The organism is Antarcticimicrobium luteum, from assembly GCF_004358185.1.
Taxonomy (GTDB): Bacteria; Pseudomonadota; Alphaproteobacteria; order Rhodobacterales; family Rhodobacteraceae; genus Antarcticimicrobium; species Antarcticimicrobium luteum.
In genome coordinates, this window is record NZ_SMUV01000061.1 from 58,260 (window position 1) to 72,928 (window position 14,669).

General features: G+C 66.8%; 14 protein-coding genes. 5 read left to right on the plus strand and 9 right to left on the minus strand.

Annotated features, from left to right (window positions below):
* Positions 1 to 83: 83 nt before the first annotated feature.
* Positions 84 to 404, minus strand: a complete 321-nt coding sequence (locus E1832_RS08695; RefSeq protein ID WP_133359348.1) for a DUF6280 family protein — start codon at positions 402 to 404, stop codon at positions 84 to 86.
* Between the two features lie 218 nt (positions 405 to 622).
* Between E1832_RS08695 and efp the strand changes: the two genes are divergently transcribed.
* Positions 623 to 1,186 (plus strand): elongation factor P, encoded by a 564-nt coding sequence (efp, locus tag E1832_RS08700; RefSeq protein ID WP_133359349.1) that lies wholly within the window; start codon positions 623 to 625, stop codon positions 1,184 to 1,186.
* Between the two features lie 251 nt (positions 1,187 to 1,437).
* Here efp and E1832_RS08705 read toward each other — a convergent pair whose 3' ends face one another.
* Together E1832_RS08705 and ygfZ are read right to left on the minus strand one after the other, a co-directional pair.
* The gene (locus E1832_RS08705; protein WP_133359350.1) at positions 1,438 to 2,055 is read right to left on the minus strand and encodes a methyltransferase family protein; all 618 of its coding nucleotides are present in this window, start codon (positions 2,053 to 2,055) and stop codon (positions 1,438 to 1,440) included.
* A gap of 122 nt (positions 2,056 to 2,177) precedes the next feature.
* Entirely contained in the window at positions 2,178 to 2,912 is a 735-nt protein-coding gene (gene ygfZ / locus E1832_RS08710) for a CAF17-like 4Fe-4S cluster assembly/insertion protein YgfZ (protein ID WP_133359351.1), read from the minus strand.
* A 69-nt stretch (positions 2,913 to 2,981) separates the two neighbouring features.
* Between ygfZ and E1832_RS08715 the strand changes: the two genes are divergently transcribed.
* On the plus strand, positions 2,982 to 3,677 hold the full coding sequence (locus tag E1832_RS08715) for a TIGR04283 family arsenosugar biosynthesis glycosyltransferase (protein WP_133359352.1): 696 nt from the start codon (positions 2,982 to 2,984) through the stop codon (positions 3,675 to 3,677).
* A 97-nt stretch (positions 3,678 to 3,774) separates the two neighbouring features.
* On the opposite strand, the gene E1832_RS08720 is transcribed toward E1832_RS08715, so the two are convergent.
* Positions 3,775 to 5,637 (minus strand): ABC transporter ATP-binding protein, encoded by a 1,863-nt coding sequence (locus tag E1832_RS08720; protein ID WP_133359353.1) that lies wholly within the window; start codon positions 5,635 to 5,637, stop codon positions 3,775 to 3,777.
* Positions 5,634 to 6,314, minus strand: coding sequence for a phosphatase domain-containing putative toxin (locus E1832_RS08725; protein WP_133359354.1), 681 nt, complete (start codon positions 6,312 to 6,314; stop codon positions 5,634 to 5,636). Before E1832_RS08725 ends, E1832_RS08720 begins: the two co-directional genes overlap by 4 nt.
* Before the next feature lie 146 nt (positions 6,315 to 6,460).
* Here E1832_RS08725 and E1832_RS08730 point away from each other — a divergent pair, with 146 nt between their 5' ends.
* On the plus strand, positions 6,461 to 7,669 hold the full coding sequence (locus E1832_RS08730; RefSeq protein WP_206021025.1) for a pyridoxal-phosphate-dependent aminotransferase family protein: 1,209 nt from the start codon (positions 6,461 to 6,463) through the stop codon (positions 7,667 to 7,669).
* A 163-nt stretch (positions 7,670 to 7,832) separates the two neighbouring features.
* Here the strand turns inward: E1832_RS08730 and E1832_RS08735 are convergent, their stop codons facing one another.
* On the minus strand, positions 7,833 to 8,939 hold the full coding sequence (locus E1832_RS08735) for a pyridoxal phosphate-dependent aminotransferase (RefSeq protein WP_133359355.1): 1,107 nt from the start codon (positions 8,937 to 8,939) through the stop codon (positions 7,833 to 7,835).
* Between the two features lie 141 nt (positions 8,940 to 9,080).
* Here E1832_RS08735 and E1832_RS08740 point away from each other — a divergent pair, with 141 nt between their 5' ends.
* The gene (locus tag E1832_RS08740; protein WP_133359356.1) at positions 9,081 to 9,863 is read left to right on the plus strand and encodes a crotonase/enoyl-CoA hydratase family protein; all 783 of its coding nucleotides are present in this window, start codon (positions 9,081 to 9,083) and stop codon (positions 9,861 to 9,863) included.
* On the opposite strand, the gene E1832_RS08745 is transcribed toward E1832_RS08740, so the two are convergent.
* Positions 9,856 to 10,452 carry a TetR/AcrR family transcriptional regulator gene (locus tag E1832_RS08745; protein ID WP_165978838.1) on the minus strand — a complete coding sequence of 199 codons (597 nt, stop codon included), beginning with the start codon at positions 10,450 to 10,452 and terminating at the stop codon, positions 9,856 to 9,858. The two genes, E1832_RS08740 and E1832_RS08745, sit on opposite strands and share 8 nt — an antisense overlap.
* An 88-nt stretch (positions 10,453 to 10,540) precedes the next feature.
* Here E1832_RS08745 and E1832_RS08750 point away from each other — a divergent pair, with 88 nt between their 5' ends.
* Positions 10,541 to 11,014 carry a cupin domain-containing protein gene (locus E1832_RS08750; protein WP_133359358.1) on the plus strand — a complete coding sequence of 158 codons (474 nt, stop codon included), beginning with the start codon at positions 10,541 to 10,543 and terminating at the stop codon, positions 11,012 to 11,014.
* Here the strand turns inward: E1832_RS08750 and E1832_RS08755 are convergent.
* Positions 11,004 to 11,336 (minus strand): DnaJ family domain-containing protein, encoded by a 333-nt coding sequence (locus tag E1832_RS08755; RefSeq protein WP_133359359.1) that lies wholly within the window; start codon positions 11,334 to 11,336, stop codon positions 11,004 to 11,006. The two genes, E1832_RS08750 and E1832_RS08755, sit on opposite strands and share 11 nt — an antisense overlap.
* A 95-nt stretch (positions 11,337 to 11,431) precedes the next feature.
* Positions 11,432 to 14,527, minus strand: coding sequence for a valine--tRNA ligase (locus tag E1832_RS08760; RefSeq protein WP_133359360.1), 3,096 nt, complete (start codon positions 14,525 to 14,527; stop codon positions 11,432 to 11,434).
* Between the last annotated feature and the right edge of the window lie 142 nt (positions 14,528 to 14,669).

A 14,669-nucleotide genomic window follows, 5' to 3' on the forward strand; every position in this document is an offset into this window, starting at 1 on the left:
ATGGCACCTTGGCAGAGCGGTGCCGACGGGAAAGAAAAAAACGCGCCCCGAAGGACGCGCTTCTCAGGAAAAGGGGGAATTGCTCAGGCGGCCTCGGCCTGCTGGGCGGCGTGGCGACGCTCGCTCTCTTCGCGCGACAACGCGACCGAGGTGCGCACGCCCTTGGAGACAAAGTCCATCAGGCCGCTGACGACACGTTCATTCGGGTCGATCCCGGCGCAGCTCAGCACTTCGCGCCCATCGCGGGAGCGGGCCCAGCGGGCGATCTGCTCGGGGCCATTGCCATATTTCTTGTCATCGGCGATCGCATCGTCGAGGGCGGCCAGTACAACGGCCGCGAACAGTTTACGTGCACGGTTGCCTTGCTCGTTATTGAAGGCGGTGCCGTCAACGAAATCTTTCATCCCGTTTTCCTTGTTTTTCTTGCTCTTGCAATTTTCGGCGTGGCGTTGCTTATGACTGATCGAAACCGATTCGGGCACCCCGTTTCTGCATGGCAGCGATGCGTCATGCGCATGGCTCTCTGCGGGTGCAGCACGATATATCGTTGTCTTGCCAGGCCCTGCACTGCCAGATATAGGGGCCGCAACCCGTGCATCAACCTTGCGTGAAGGATTTAGTCATGCCCAAGATCAACGGAAACGAAATCCGCCCCGGCAATGTTCTGGAGCATAATGGCGGGTTGTGGGCGGCCGTCAAAGTGGACCACGTGAAGCCCGGCAAGGGCGGCGCCTTTGCCCAGGTCGAAATGCGCAACCTGCGCAACGGCTCGAAGCTGAACGAACGGTTCCGCAGCGCCGACAAGGTCGAGCGTGTGCGGCTGGAACAGAAGGACATGCAGTTCCTTTATGAAACCGACGGCATGCTGGTTTTCATGGATACCGAGACCTACGATCAGGTCGAGCTGCCGGCTGCGATTCTTGGCGATCGCCGCCCGTTCCTGCAGGACGGCATGACCATCCTGGTGGAATTCCATGAGGCCGAGGCGCTGAATGCCACGCTGCCGCAGAAAGTCACCTGCCGGATCGCCGAGACCGAGCCGGTGGTAAAGGGTCAGACCGCCGCCAACAGCTTCAAGCCGGCGATCCTGGACAACGGGGTCAAGGTGATGGTGCCGCCCTTTGTCGGTCAGGACGAGGACATCATCGTCAACACCGAGACGATGGAATACGCCGAACGCGCCTGAGGGCGACGGCAGGTCTGATCGTTTGCAAGGGGCGGGTGTTCAGCACCCGCCCTTTTTCGATTGCGCCGCGGTGAGAGGAACTCCCTGCGTGCAGCGGCAGGTGAAGGCGCCGACGTCTTGCAGTGCCGGCTTTGGCGAAACAAAGCCGCCGCCAGACTGAACCCTCTTGCCCGCAATCAAGGCGGGAGGCGCGACTGGGCAGCGCCCGACCGGCCCTCTGCCGGGCGGTGGGGCGAGACGGGGGAAGGGCCTCAGAGGCTCTCCAGAATCGCCGCCCGGGCGCGCATCAGGCTGCGCGCATCCACGAACCGGGGGGTTTTCTGCATATAGGCGCGGAAGGCGTCGCCATAGCCCTGCATCAGCCAGCGCTCCTCGTTCAGCACGAAGAGGAAGTAGAGCAGGAACAGAACCCCGGCGAGGCCCAGCGTGATCAGCGACCCGCTGGCGATGCCGAGGCCGACGGTGGCCAGCACCGAGGTGACATATTGCGGGTTGCGCGAATATTCATACATGCCGCTGGTCACCAGCCCGTCGCTGGCGCAATAGGTATTCTCGATGCCGAGGAACCTGTAGCCCCAGAGGGTGATTCCAAAGGCGACCGCCATCAGCGGCACGCCGACCGCGTAGCGGCTCCAGTGACCCCAGCCGTGGGTTCCGATCTCCAGCAGGGCAAAGACGACTGTGGCGCCGCAAAAGATGCGGAACAGGCCAAAGGCGGTGTGGTGGCGAACCGGCGCCTCATCGCCCGCCGGCCAGAAGCCGAAGCCGGGGCGGTAGAGATTCCAGGCCAGCAGCCCGCCCAGCAGCAGGGCGGCGGCAATGGCGGTGATCAGCGAGGCGCTGTGAAGGGAAAGCAGACTATCACGCATGGGTCGATCCGGTCCTGACTCCAGTTTGGTGCGAAACTGGACGTTTCAAAACACGGCAATACAACAGGCGGATGACAGCCGGGCGCGCCGGGGCTTTGGGGCGCGCCGGGGCTTTGGGGATGTCAGATCAGGCTGACGCGCGCCTCGCCCGCCTGCATCGCGCCTGTCGCGCGGTCGAGGCGCAGATAAGCGATGCCGTGACCGCCCGACTGGGTATAAAGCATTCCGGCGGGTTTGCCGTCGGCGGTGATCGCGGTGCCCACCGGGGCCGACCCCTCGACACGCACACGGCGCAGCCCCTTGCGCAGCTCGGTCTTGTGCTTCATCCGCGCGGTGACCTCCTGGCCGACATAGCAGCCCTTGCGGAAATCGACGCCGTTCAGCGCCTCGAACCCGGCCTCGAGGATATAGCTGTCCGGCGTCAGCTCGATGCCGGTCTCGGGGATGCAATGGGCGACCCGGATCGCATCCCAATCGCTGTCGTCGTCGGACTCGGCGGCCTCGGAATAGGCGCGCCAGCCCAGATCCGGGTGACGCGGATCGGGCAGGGCGCCGGCTGGGGCGGGGCCGGTGCCGCGTTGCAGGTGCAGGTCGGTGGGCGAAATGGTGACTTTGGCCCGGAGCTTGTACATGTTCAGGCGCTTGACCAGATCCTCGGCCAGCGCCTCGGCGACGTCGAGCAGAACCTCCGCCCCGTCCCGGGCGAGAAAGAAGTCGGCGATGAACTTGCCCTGCGGCGTCAGCAGCGCGGTATAGATCAGCCCGTCCCCGAGCTTGCCTATATCATTGGTGATCAGTCCCTGAAGGAACTCCTCGGTCTCCGGTCCGGACAGGCGGAGGATGCGGCGCGCGGTCATGTCGGGCTCCTTGCTTTCCCTTGCGGTTGATATAGGAAGCGAGGTCAGGTTGAACAGGGAAAGCCGCGCGTGCCCGCCCCGATCAGTGTCATCATTCCCACCCTCGACGCCGCGGACGAGTTGCCGGGCTGTCTGGCGGCGCTGACCGAGGGGCTGGTGGCCGGGCTGATCCGCGAACTGGTGGTGAGCGACGGCGGTTCGACCGATGCCACCTGCCGGTTAGCCGAGGCCGCCGGGGCGGTGGTGGTAACCGGATCGCCCTCGCGCGGGGGACAGTTGCGCCGGGGCGTGGCGGAGGCGCGGGGGGCCTGGCTGCTGATCCTGCATGCCGATACCCAGCTGTCGCCGGGCTGGGCCGCGACGGTCGCCGCGCATCTGGAGCGCGAGGGCGCCGGGCCGGCCTATTTCCGTCTGCGGTTCCGGGCGCGTGGTTTGAGGCCGGCGTTGGTGGCCGGCTGGGCCAACCTGCGCGCGGGCCTCTTCGGGCTGCCATACGGGGATCAGGGATTGTTGCTGCGGCGCGCTGACTACGACCGCTCCGGCGGCTATCGCGACCAGCCGCTGATGGAGGATGTGGCGCTGGTCTGGGCGTTGGCCCGGGGGCCGGGACAGCCGCTGGCCGCCTTGCCTGCGCAGGCGCTGACCAGCGCGGCGCGCTATCAGCAGTCCGGCTGGCTGCGGCGCGGGGCGCGCAACCTGTGGACGCTGCTGCGCTATGCCATGGGGGCGGATCCGTCGGCGCTGGCGGCCCGCTACCGGCGGTAGGGTCGGGCGCCGCCCTCTGGTCTGACGTCAAGCCAGAGGGAGGGGACTGTGCCCCCTGAGCCTTTTCAATCAGAGAAAAAACCGGGCGCGGTGATGGTCAGCTGACCAGTTTGCGTACCGCCCGCCGCAGCCAGCCCTGACGCTCGGCCTTTTCCGCGACCGGAGTGGCGGCGGGCACCGGCCTGCCGCGGGCATCGACCAGCATCTTGCCGTCCTGAAACTGCAGCCGGTAGAGGTCGGCATAGATGCCACCGCGCGCCAGAAGCTCCTCGTGGGTGCCTTCGTCCACCGCGCGACCGCGATCCATCACCACGATCTTGTCGGCGTTGCGGATGGTCGAGAGGCGATGCGCGATCACCAGCGTCGTGCGCCCGCCCGAGAGCCGGTCCAGCGCCGCCTGCACCACCTTTTCCGACTGCGCGTCGAGCGCGCTGGTCGCCTCGTCCAGCAGCAGAATCGGCGTGTCGCGCAGCAGCGCCCGGGCGATCACCACCCGCTGCCGCTGTCCCCCCGAAAGCGCCGAGCCGCGCGGCCCGACGCGGGTGTCGAGCCCGTTCGACAGGTTCGGCAGGAAATCCGAGACATGGGCGGCGTCCAGCACCTTTTTCAGCTGCGCCTCGCTGACATCGGTTCGGCCCAGCAGAATGTTCTCGCGCAGGGTTTCGTCGAACAGCAACGCGTCCTGACTGACCACCGAGAACAGCCCCCGCAGCGCGGCGAGGTCCATGTCGCGCACATCGACGCCGCCGACGGCAACGCGGCCCGCTTGCGGATCCACCAGCCGGGTCAGCAGATTGTAGATGGTCGATTTTCCCGCGCCGGAGGCCCCCACCAGGGCGGTGGTCTTGCCTGGCTCGGCCGTCAGCGTCAGTCCGCGCAGCGCCGGCGCGGTGCCATAGCTGAGCGAGACGTCCTTCAGCGTGATCTGCGGCAGGCCCTTGGGCGCGGCAACCGGTTTCGCCGGCGAGGTCAGCCGGATCGGGGCGTCCATCAGTTCCTTGATCCGCTCGATCGCGGCGGCGGCCACCTGCCACAGCCCGCTGATCGAACCGAGACGGCGCACCGGCTCGAAGGTGAGGCCCATGGCGGTGAAAAAGCTCATGAACTGGCCGACGGTCTTTTCGCCCGAGACGATCTCGCCGCCGCCATAGATCAGCACCGCCATGAAGCCGACCCCGGCCATCACATCGATCAGCCCCGGGATCGCCGCGGTGCCGAAGGCGGCGCGAATTTCCGAGCCGACGAACTGGTCGGTCTTGTCCGCGTACTGGCGCTGCTGATAGCGTTCCAGCCCGTTCAGCTTGATCGGTACGATGCCGTGGAATATCTCGTCCAGCCGCGTCGCCAGGCCAGCGCCCAGATCGCGGGCGCTGCGGGCCTGGCTGCGCACGAAACGCTGGATCAGCGCCACCGGCAGGAACAGGACCGGCACGCCGATCAGGGTGATCGCGGTCCAGCGCCAGTCGACGCTGATCGCCACCGCCATCAGCGCCAGAAGCGAGACCGCGTCGCGCCCCGCGCCGGTGATCACGGCGCGCCAGACGTCGTTGATCGCGTTCACATCGGTCTGCACCCGCTGGATCAGAAAGCCCGGCGGATGCGCCTGATGAAAGGCGCCGTCCTGACGCATGGCACGCGCCAGCAGGTCCAGCCGCAGGCTGGCCGCGGTGCGTTGGGAAATGCGGGTCAGCACCACCTGCTGGGTCACGCCGGAGGCTGCCCGCAGAACAAAGATCGCCATCACCGCCAGCGCCACCCCGGTGATCGCGCCGGTATCGCCGCCGATGAAGATGTCGTCGAACATCGGCTGCATCATGTAGCTGAGCGCGCCCAGCATCGAGCCCTCGAGGGTCATGAAGAGCAGCGCGACCATCAGCCAGCCGACATGCCGGTGCAGGTAGTTGCGCCACAGCCAGATCAGCAGCGTCGTGCTCTTGGCTCCTGCGGTGCTGTCGCTCATGCGGGCGTCTTTCCTTGCCGGAACCGGGTTTCGATCTCCTGGGGATCGTATTCGGTTGCGATCCAGTCCTCAAAGGAAATGGCATCCTGCCGGTGTCGCGCTTCGTAGGTGTCGAGAATATAGTCGAGGATGCCGACCTTGGAATTGCGGACATGGAAGAACCGCCAGGACAGCATCCTTCGCGCCTCGCTGACCGGTCGCCCCTCGATCGCCAGAAGATAGACGGACGAGGCGAACCCGGCCCGGTCGGCGCCGGATTTGCAATGCATGACAAAGGGCTTCCCGATCCGGCGAAACACCTCGATCAGGTGCAGGATTTCGTCCCGCGAGGCGGCCGCCCGGGCATGCAGCGTGGCGTTGACCAGGGTCAGGCCCAGCGCCTCGCAGCTGGCCTTTTCGGTCAGGTAATGGGCCGAGACGCTGGCGCCGCGCAGGTTGAGGACGGTGTGGATGCCGCGCCCGGCCATTTGGGCAAACCGCTCATGCGTCGGGTGGTTGGAGCGGTACACCCCCGGCGCGATCTCATACTCGTTGGTCCAGATCCCGCGCAGGATGGCGTGGTCGAAATAGCGGTTGTAGATCCGCGCGCGCCGCTCGTTCCCGGGAATCCTCGGGTCGACGTTGAAATAGGCGCGCACATCCCGTTCGAACTGTCGTATCCGGCCGGCGAGACCCATGACGCTTCCTTTGATGCCTGTCCGGGCAGCACCCGGGGAAATCGCGCCTATCTAAGATGCGGGGAAGGGCGTGACAAGGCTGCGCTTCGGATTGACGCCGCCGGTGGGCGGGATAGTGTTCGCCGGACCAGTTTCAGGACAATAGCATGACACAGACGTTGAGCGTTGCGCAGGGGCGCGAATACCTTGCGATTCCGGGGCCTTCGGTGATGCCGGAGGCGGTGCTGAGGGCGATGCACCGGCCGGCGCCGAATATCTATGAGGGCGCGTTGATCGACATGGTCGCCAGCCTGATCCCGGATCTGAAGCGGGTCGCGCGCACCGCGCATAACGCGGCGATCTATATCAGCAACGGCCATGGCGCCTGGGAGGCGGCCTTGTCCAATGTCGCGGCGCCGGGCGAGACGGTGCTGGTGCCCGCGACCGGCCGTTTCGGGCTGGGCTGGGCCGACATGGCGCAGGGGCTGGGGATCGAGGCGCAGATCCTCGATTTCGGCAAGCAGACCCCCTGGGATCTGGACCGGGTGGCCGAGGTGCTGCGTGCCGACAAGGCGCACCGGATCAAGGCGGTGCTGGGGGTGCATGTGGATACCTCCAGCTCGATCCGCAACGATCTGCCGGGGTTGCGGCGGGTGCTGGACGAGGTCGGGCATCCGGCGCTGCTGATGGCCGATTGCATCGCCGCGATGGCCTGCGACCGCTTCGAGATGGACGGCTGGGGCGTCGATGTGGCGGTGACCGGCAGCCAGAAGGGGCTGATGGTGCCGCCGGGGCTGGGGTTTGTGTTCTTCAACGACAAGGCCGCCGCGGTGCGGGCGAAGATGCCGCGCGTCAGCCGGTATTGGGACTGGGCGCCGCGGGCCGATCCGCAGGCCTTTTACCAGTATTTCGGCGGCACCGCGCCGACCCATCACCTCTATGGTCTGCGCGCCGCGCTGGACCTGATCCATGACGAGGGGATCGAACATGTCTGGGCCCGGCACGAGCGGCTGGCGCAGGCGATCTGGGCGGCCTGCGAGGTCTGGGGGCAGACCGGACCGCTGGAGCTCAACGTCTCCGATCCGGCCTATCGCTCGCATGCGGTGACGGCGCTGCGCATCGGCGCGCCGCAGGGCTCGGCGCTACGCGACTGGGTGTCGCGGAATTTCGGGCTGACGCTGGGCATCGGACTGGGCATGGCCGAGCCGGACGATCCGGCCTGGCACGGATTTTTTCGCATCGGCCATATGGGCCATGTGAACGGGCATATGGTGTTGGGCATGCTGGGCGGGATCGAGGCCGGGCTGACCGCGCTGGAGATCCCGCACGGGACCGGCGCGGTTGAGGCCGCCGCGACGGTGATCGCCGGGAAATAGGCGAAAAGCGAGGCCCCGGCGGGGGAGCGCCGGGGCCGGGAATTCAGGCCTTCTTGTCGGCTGGATCCTTTCTGCCGCTCGACCGACGGAGCAGGCCGCCCGGCCCTTGCGCAGTGCTCTGCGGCCGTGTTCCGCGCAGGGGGCCGTGGCTCAGAAGATCGCTTTAACCGCGCACTTGCTTCAGCGCCTCGGGAAGCGCGGCGGCGAAGGCGTCGAGATCCTGCGGCCGGCCGCAGCTGACGCGGATGCAGCGGTTCTGCGGCGCGGCGAAGGGCATCCGCACGAAGACGCCGCGCTCCACCAGCCCGTCCAGCACGGATTTGGCGAAGGCCCCGTCAGCCCCGCAATCCACAGCCACGAAATTGGTCGCCGAGGGCAGGGTGGTCAGGCCGTTGTCGCGGGCGATCTCGGCGATGCGGTGGCGCGCCGCGGCGACCTCGGTCTGCACATGGGCCAGCCAGTCCTGGTCCAGCAGCGCGGCCAGCGCGCCGGCCTGGGCAAAGCGGTTCATGCCGAAATGGTTGCGCACCTTGTTGAACGCGGTGATCAGTTCCGGCGCGGCGATGGCATAGCCCACCCGTGCGCCGGCCATGCCATAGGCCTTGGAAAAGGTGCGCATGCGGATCACGCGGGGGTCGTCGGCGGCAATCGGCGCCGCGGTGCCCTCGGGGGCAAATTCCACATAGGCCTCGTCCAGCACCAGCAGCGCGCCCTCGGGCAGGCTGTCCAGCGCCGCGGCGATGTCGGCGCCCGAATGCCAGCTTCCCATCGGGTTGTCGGGGTTGGCCAGATAGACCAGCTTGGCCCCCACCTCGCCCGCCTTGGCGAAGAGCGTCGCGGGATCCTCGCGGTCGTCGACGTAGGCCACCTTGTGCAGCACCCCGCCGAACCCCGCCACATGATAGTTGAAGGTCGGATAGGCCCCTTCCGAGGTGACCACGGCGTCGCCCTCGCTGACCAGCAGCCGCACCAGATAGCCCAGCAACCCGTCGATACCCTCGCCGACCATGATGTTTTCCGGTGCGATCGCGTGACGGGCGGCAAGCGCCTGGCGCAGGTCGTAGCTTTCCGCGTCGCCGTATTTCCAGATCTCTGCCGCCTCTGCCTGCATCGCCGCGATCGCTTTGGGCGAGGGGCCGAACAGGCTCTCGTTCGCGCCCAGCCGGGCGGTGAAGGGGGCGCCGCGCTGGCGTTCCTGCGTTTCGGGGCCGACAAAGGGCACGGTGGCAGGCAGCGAACGGACGAGCGGGGTGTAACGAGGTTCTGTCATGGCGCGCAAATATGACGGGAAAGCGGCCCTGGGCAAGCGATTTCGGTGTCCCATCGTCCTGCGCCCGTTCCCCCACGTCCGGCTGGATTTTTGCCACGCTGCCGGGGCAGGGTGGGGCAAGGCATATGAGGAGGGGCGGCGATGGCGCGCGTATCGGTGGAATATCAGGATCATATCGCCCGGGTCACCCTGACCCGGGGCGACAAGATGAACGCGCTGGACGACGCGATGGTCGAGGCGATCCTTGCCGCCGGGGCCGAGGTCGCGGCCTCGAAGGCGCGGGCGGTGGTGCTGGCGGGCGAGGGAAAAAGCTTTTGCGCCGGACTCGATATGGCCAGTTTCGCCAGGATGGGCAGCGTCGATCCCGAAGCCTGGCTGATGGAGCGCAGCCACGACGACGCCAACCGGATGCAGGAGGTCTGCCTGACCTGGCGGCGGGTGCCGGTGCCGGTGATCGCGGCGCTGCACGGCGCGGTCTATGGCGGCGGGTTGCAAATGGCTCTGGGCGCCGACATCCGCATTGCCGCGCCGGATGCCAAGCTGGCGGTGATGGAGATGAAATGGGGGCTGGTGCCGGATATGGGCGGCATGGCCCTGTTGCCGCGGCTGGTGCGGTCGGATGTGCTGCGGCTGCTGACCTATACCGCCACGTCGATCCCGGCGGCCCAGGCCGAGGCCTGGGGGCTGGTGACCGAGATCGCCGGGGATCCGCTGGCACGGGCGCTGGAGCTCGCGGCGCAGATCGCGGGGCAGAGCCCGGCGGCGATCCGGGCGGCCAAGCGGCTGATCGCGGTGGCCGAAAGCGCCGGGCGCGAAGAGGTTCTGCTGGCCGAGTCGCGCGAACAGGTCGGCGTCCTCGGCAAGCCCGAGCAGATGGAGGTCGTCATGGCCCAGATGCAGGGGCGCAAGCCGGAGTTCAGCTAAGCGCCTCCGCCGGCAGGTAGAAGTCGAGGATCGCATCGACCACGGCGCGGGCGATGCGGTCGGCGGCGGCGCGGTCCAGCCCGCAGACATCGTTCAGCGCGATATGCTGTTCGAACCCGGTGCCGCAGCCGGCCAGCGCCATCACCAGATCCTCCAGCCGGCCCGCCGGCATCCGGTCGCGCGCCGGTTCCAGCGCCAGCCGCAGCGCCGGGATGCGCCGCGCGCCGCGCTGGCGGTTGGGGGTATCGGGCGTCCAGTCGGCCATCAGCTGGCCGAGGAATTTGCGGAAGGCCGGTTCGCGCTCGCGGCCAAAATCGCGGTAGTAATCCGTCACCAGATGCACCCGCTCGCGTAGGTTCTCGACGCCATCGAGCAGGCTTTCCGCGTCGCGCACGGCGATGTCGAGCACCGCCTCGCTGGCCAGAACCGCCGGGTCCGAGAAATAGCGGTAGGCGGTCGCCTTGGAGATGCCGGCGCGCTGGGCGGCGGCGGTCACCGAAACGTCGGCATTCTCTTCCGCCAGCTCCCGCGCGGCGGCCAGCAGCTTTTGCCGGGTTTTCAGTTTTTGCGCCTTGCGTTCGTGTTTCATCCGTCCCCGCTTGACAGTCCTGCGTTTATGAGACAGTGGTCTCATTATCGGTACGGGCTCGCCGCACCTGATTCAAGGAGTATTGTGAATGAAAGCAAGCAGACGATTCCACATGCTTGGGAATATCCTGCACTTCCATAAATTCAGCAGTGAAACCAATGGCCGCTATTGCATGGTCGAGGCGCTGGTGGCCCCCGGGGCCGGCGCGCCGCCCAACCGGCATCCCGAAGAGGAAGAATGCTTCGTGGTGCTGGAGGGCAGTTTCGATTTCATGGTCGAGGGTGAGGTGACCCGTGCCGGGACCGGCGCCATGGTGACGATCCCCTCGGGCAGCCTGCATGCGTTCACCAACGCCGGCGCGGCGCCGGGGCGGCTGATGATCTTCAACGCGCCGGGACGGATTCATGACATGTTCTTCTCCGAGGCCGGCGATCCGGTGCCGGAGGACAGTTGGGCCTTTCCGGTGAGCGGCGGCCGCCCGGGCGTCGCCCATGTGCTGGAGGCCGCGGCGCGCGCCGGGGTGGAGATCCCGCCGCCCCCCGCGCAGGCGGTCAGCGCATGAACCTGCGCCGCACGTCCTGCGCGATGTGATAACGCAGCTCAAGATCGGCGATGCGTTTCATCGCGGATTTCTTTTCGTCAGGGTCGGTCAGTTTCGCATAGGCGGCGCGGGCCGCGTCGAGCTCTTTCTTCAGCTTGAACTCCTCCGGCAGCACGCCCGCCTCCGCCATGATTCGGTGGCCGGCGGCAAGCCCGGGATCGATCAGCGCATCGCCGGGGCGGTCGGGCAGCGGTTTGCCCTCGCCTTCGAGGTTCGACAGCTTGCCCTCGGCCTCGGCCTTGCGGATCTGGCGTTCGATCAGGTTGCGGAATGCGCGGCTCATGGTCCCCTCCGGAAATGGAAACGGGGCCGGGGAAATCTTCCCCGGCCCCGTTACTCTACACCGTTTGACGCGCGCTGTCGCCGCGTCGGATGGGCCTATTCCAGCTCGGCCAGCCGCGCCAGCGCCTCTGTGATCCGCGCCTCTTCCTCTTCGCGGGCGGCGAGATTTGCGCGGGTCTCCTCGACCACCTCCTCGGGGGCGGATTCGGCGAACTTCGGATTCTTCAGCCGGCCGCGCAACCCGCCAAGCTCCTTGGTCAGTTTCGCCAGCGTCTTCTCCAGCCGTTCCTTTTCCCCGGCAATGTCGATGATGCCGGCCAGCGGCAGGCCAAAGGTGGCGCCCTCGGCCGGGATCGTCACCGTGCCCTTGGGCAGGCTGTCGGCCGGCGTCAGCCCCTCGATCCGCGCCAGCCGCTTGATCAGCGCCTCGTTGCGGCCCCAGGCGGCCTGGCCGGAGGCGTCGATCTCGCTCACCAGCATCGGCACATGGAGGCCGGCGGGGACATGCATCTGGGCCCGCGCCGAGCGGACCGTCTCGATCAGCCCGATCACCCAGGTCATTTCCCGGTCGGCGGCCTCGTCCACCAGATCGGCGGGCGCGTAGGCGGGCCAGTCCGCATGGATCAGCGGCTTGGCGCGGCTGCCCGACAGCGCCCAGAGCTCTTCGGTGATGAAGGGCATGATCGGGTGCAGCAGGATCAGGCACTGGTCCAGAACCCATTTCATGGTCTGGCGGGTCTCGGCCTGCGCTGCCGCATCCTCGCCCTGGAGCAGCGGTTTGGAGAATTCCACGTACCAGTCGCAGACTTTGCCCCAGACAAAGGCGTAGAGCGCGCTGGCGGCGTCGTTGAAGCGGAAGGTCTCCAGCGCCGCATCTACCTCGGCGCGGACCCGGGCGGTTTCGCCGACGATCCATTTGTTCAGCGTCTGGGTCGGCTGCGGGATGGCATCGGCCTCGACCTCGAACACGCCGTTCATCTCGGCGAAGCGGGCGAAGTTCCACAGCTTGGTGCCGAAATTCCGGTAGCCGGCGATGCGCTGCATATCCAGCTTCAGCACCCCGCCGAGCGAGGCCATGGCGGCATTGGTGAAGCGCAGCGCATCGGCGCCGTACTCGTCGATGATCTCAAGCGGGTCGACCACGTTGCCGACCGATTTGGACATCTTCTTGCCCTTGGCGTCGCGGACGAGGCCATGCAGATAGACCGTCTTGAACGGGATCTCGTCGACCACGGCGAGCTGCATCATGATCATCCGGGCCACCCAGAAGAACAAGATGTCCTGCCCGGTGACCAGCACGTCGGTCGGGAAATAGCGCGTCAGCTCCGGGGTCTGCTCGGGCCAACCCAGCGTGCCGATCGGCCAGAGACCGGAGGAGAACCAGGTGTCGAGCACATCGGGATCGCGCCAGACCGGATAGACCAGCCGGGTCGGATCCTGATCGATCTCGTACTGCGCCAGCGCCTGGGCGAAGGTGTGGATTGCTTCGTGCTTGTCGGCGACCTCGACGATGCGGGCATCGGCGAGGGGGTGGGGGGTGTCCGCCAGTTCGCCCCGGAACGCCGCCAGCACCGCGTCGAAATCGGCGGCGCAGTGATTCACGTCGCCCATATGCACAAGACCGTTCAGCAGCAGGCGGCCCATCTCGACCAGGTCCAGCTTGCCGTCGCCCTCGTCGTCGCGGAAATCCGGCGCCGAAAGGTCCAGCCCGTACCAGACCGGGATCTGGTGGCCCCACCACAGTTGGCGCGAGATGCACCAGGGCTCGATATTCTCCAGCCAGTGGAAATAAGTTTTCTCGCCGCTCTCGGGTTGAATGTCGATGTCACCCTTGCGCACCGCGTCCAGCGCCGGGCCAACGATCTTGGCGGTATCGACGAACCACTGGTCGGTCAGCATCGGTTCGATCACGACCTTGGAGCGGTCGCCGAAGGGCTGCATGATCGGCTTGGCTTCGACCAGCGGCACCAGCTGCTCGCCGTCTTCGTCCAGGATCATCACCGCGAGGCCCTCTTCGGTGATCTGCTCGACCACCCGCTTGCGCGCCTCGAAACGGTCCAGCCCGCGCAGCTCGTCCGGCACCAGGTTCAGCGTGTCCACCTCCATCTCGGTGAACTCGGCGCCGCCGGCAATCTCCTGCGCGCGGGTGGCGCACTCGGCATAGGACAGCCCGTCCTCGCGCATCGCGCCCCTGGTGTCCATCAGCCGGTACATCGGGATGTTGCCGCGCTTGGCCACCTGGTAGTCGTTGAAGTCATGCGCGCCGGTGATCTTCACCGCGCCCGAGCCGAAGGTGGGATCGGGATAGTCGTCGGTGATGATCGGGATCAGACGGCGGTGTTCCTTGGGCCCCACCGGGATTTCGCAGAGCTTGCCGACGATGGGGGCGTAACGCTCGTCCGAGGGATGCACCGCGACGGCGCCGTCGCCCAGCATGGTCTCGGGCCGGGTGGTGGCGATGGAGATATAGTCGCGCTCTTCCTCCAGCACGACCTTGCCGTCCTCGTCGCGCTCGACATAGGTATAGGTCTCGCCGCCCGCCAGCGGGTACTTGAAGTGCCACATGTGGCCGGCGACCTCGATATTCTCCACCTCAAGGTCGGAAATCGCGGTCTCGAAATGCGGATCCCAGTTCACCAGCCGCTTGCCGCGATAGATCAGCCCCTTGTCGTACATGTCGACAAAGACCTTGATCACCGCGTCGTGGAAATTGCCCTCTTCGCCCTCGGGGGCACCGGGGGCACCCGACATGGTGAAGGCGTTGCGGCTCCAGTCGCAGGAGGCGCCGAGGCGCTTCAACTGGTTGACGATGGTGCCGCCCGACTGCTGTTTCCATTCCCAGACCTTCTGGGTAAAGGCCTCGCGTCCCATCTCGCGGCGCGAGGGCTGCTGGGTCTCGGCCAGCTTGCGTTCGACCACCATCTGGGTGGCGATGCCGGCATGGTCCTGGCCGGGCTGCCACAGGGTGTCGAAGCCGCGCATCCGGTGCCAGCGCACCAGGATGTCCTGCAGCGTGTTGTTGAAGGCATGTCCGATGTGCAGGTTGCCGGTGACGTTCGGCGGCGGGATCATGATGCAGAAGGTTTCGGCGCGCGAGGCATTGGCGCCCGCGGTGAAACATCCGGCCTGTTCCCAGGCCCGGTACAAACGATCCTCGGCCTCGGCCGCGTTGAATGTCTTTTCCATCGCCATGCTGCTGGTCCCTCTGTGGTCGCTGGATCATCTATCGAAGCTGAGGCCGAAGGGGAAGGCGGCAGGGCGGATTTCTTGCTTTGTGCCATGGCGGAAAACCGGTGACAGGGTGCGGCCAGGGCGGCACTGTGGGGGCGGGCAG

What these genes read in the sequence shown, in the direction of transcription:
- E1832_RS08695 (WP_133359348.1), bottom strand. Translation starts at nt 404, where the DNA reads ATGAAAGATTTCGTTGACGGCACCGCCTTCAATAACGAGCAAGGCAAC.
- efp (WP_133359349.1), top strand. Translation starts at nt 623, where the DNA reads ATGCCCAAGATCAACGGAAACGAAATCCGCCCCGGCAATGTTCTGGAG.
- E1832_RS08705 (WP_133359350.1), bottom strand. Translation starts at nt 2,055, where the DNA reads ATGCGTGATAGTCTGCTTTCCCTTCACAGCGCCTCGCTGATCACCGCC.
- ygfZ (WP_133359351.1), bottom strand. Translation starts at nt 2,912, where the DNA reads ATGACCGCGCGCCGCATCCTCCGCCTGTCCGGACCGGAGACCGAGGAG.
- E1832_RS08720 (WP_133359353.1), bottom strand. Translation starts at nt 5,637, where the DNA reads ATGAGCGACAGCACCGCAGGAGCCAAGAGCACGACGCTGCTGATCTGG.
- E1832_RS08725 (WP_133359354.1), bottom strand. Translation starts at nt 6,314, where the DNA reads ATGGGTCTCGCCGGCCGGATACGACAGTTCGAACGGGATGTGCGCGCC.
- E1832_RS08730 (WP_206021025.1), top strand. Translation starts at nt 6,461, where the DNA reads ATGACACAGACGTTGAGCGTTGCGCAGGGGCGCGAATACCTTGCGATT.
- E1832_RS08735 (WP_133359355.1), bottom strand. Translation starts at nt 8,939, where the DNA reads ATGACAGAACCTCGTTACACCCCGCTCGTCCGTTCGCTGCCTGCCACC.
- E1832_RS08740 (WP_133359356.1), top strand. Translation starts at nt 9,081, where the DNA reads ATGGCGCGCGTATCGGTGGAATATCAGGATCATATCGCCCGGGTCACC.
- E1832_RS08745 (WP_165978838.1), bottom strand. Translation starts at nt 10,452, where the DNA reads ATGAAACACGAACGCAAGGCGCAAAAACTGAAAACCCGGCAAAAGCTG.
- E1832_RS08750 (WP_133359358.1), top strand. Translation starts at nt 10,541, where the DNA reads ATGAAAGCAAGCAGACGATTCCACATGCTTGGGAATATCCTGCACTTC.
- E1832_RS08755 (WP_133359359.1), bottom strand. Translation starts at nt 11,336, where the DNA reads ATGAGCCGCGCATTCCGCAACCTGATCGAACGCCAGATCCGCAAGGCC.
- E1832_RS08760 (WP_133359360.1), bottom strand. Translation starts at nt 14,527, where the DNA reads ATGGCGATGGAAAAGACATTCAACGCGGCCGAGGCCGAGGATCGTTTG.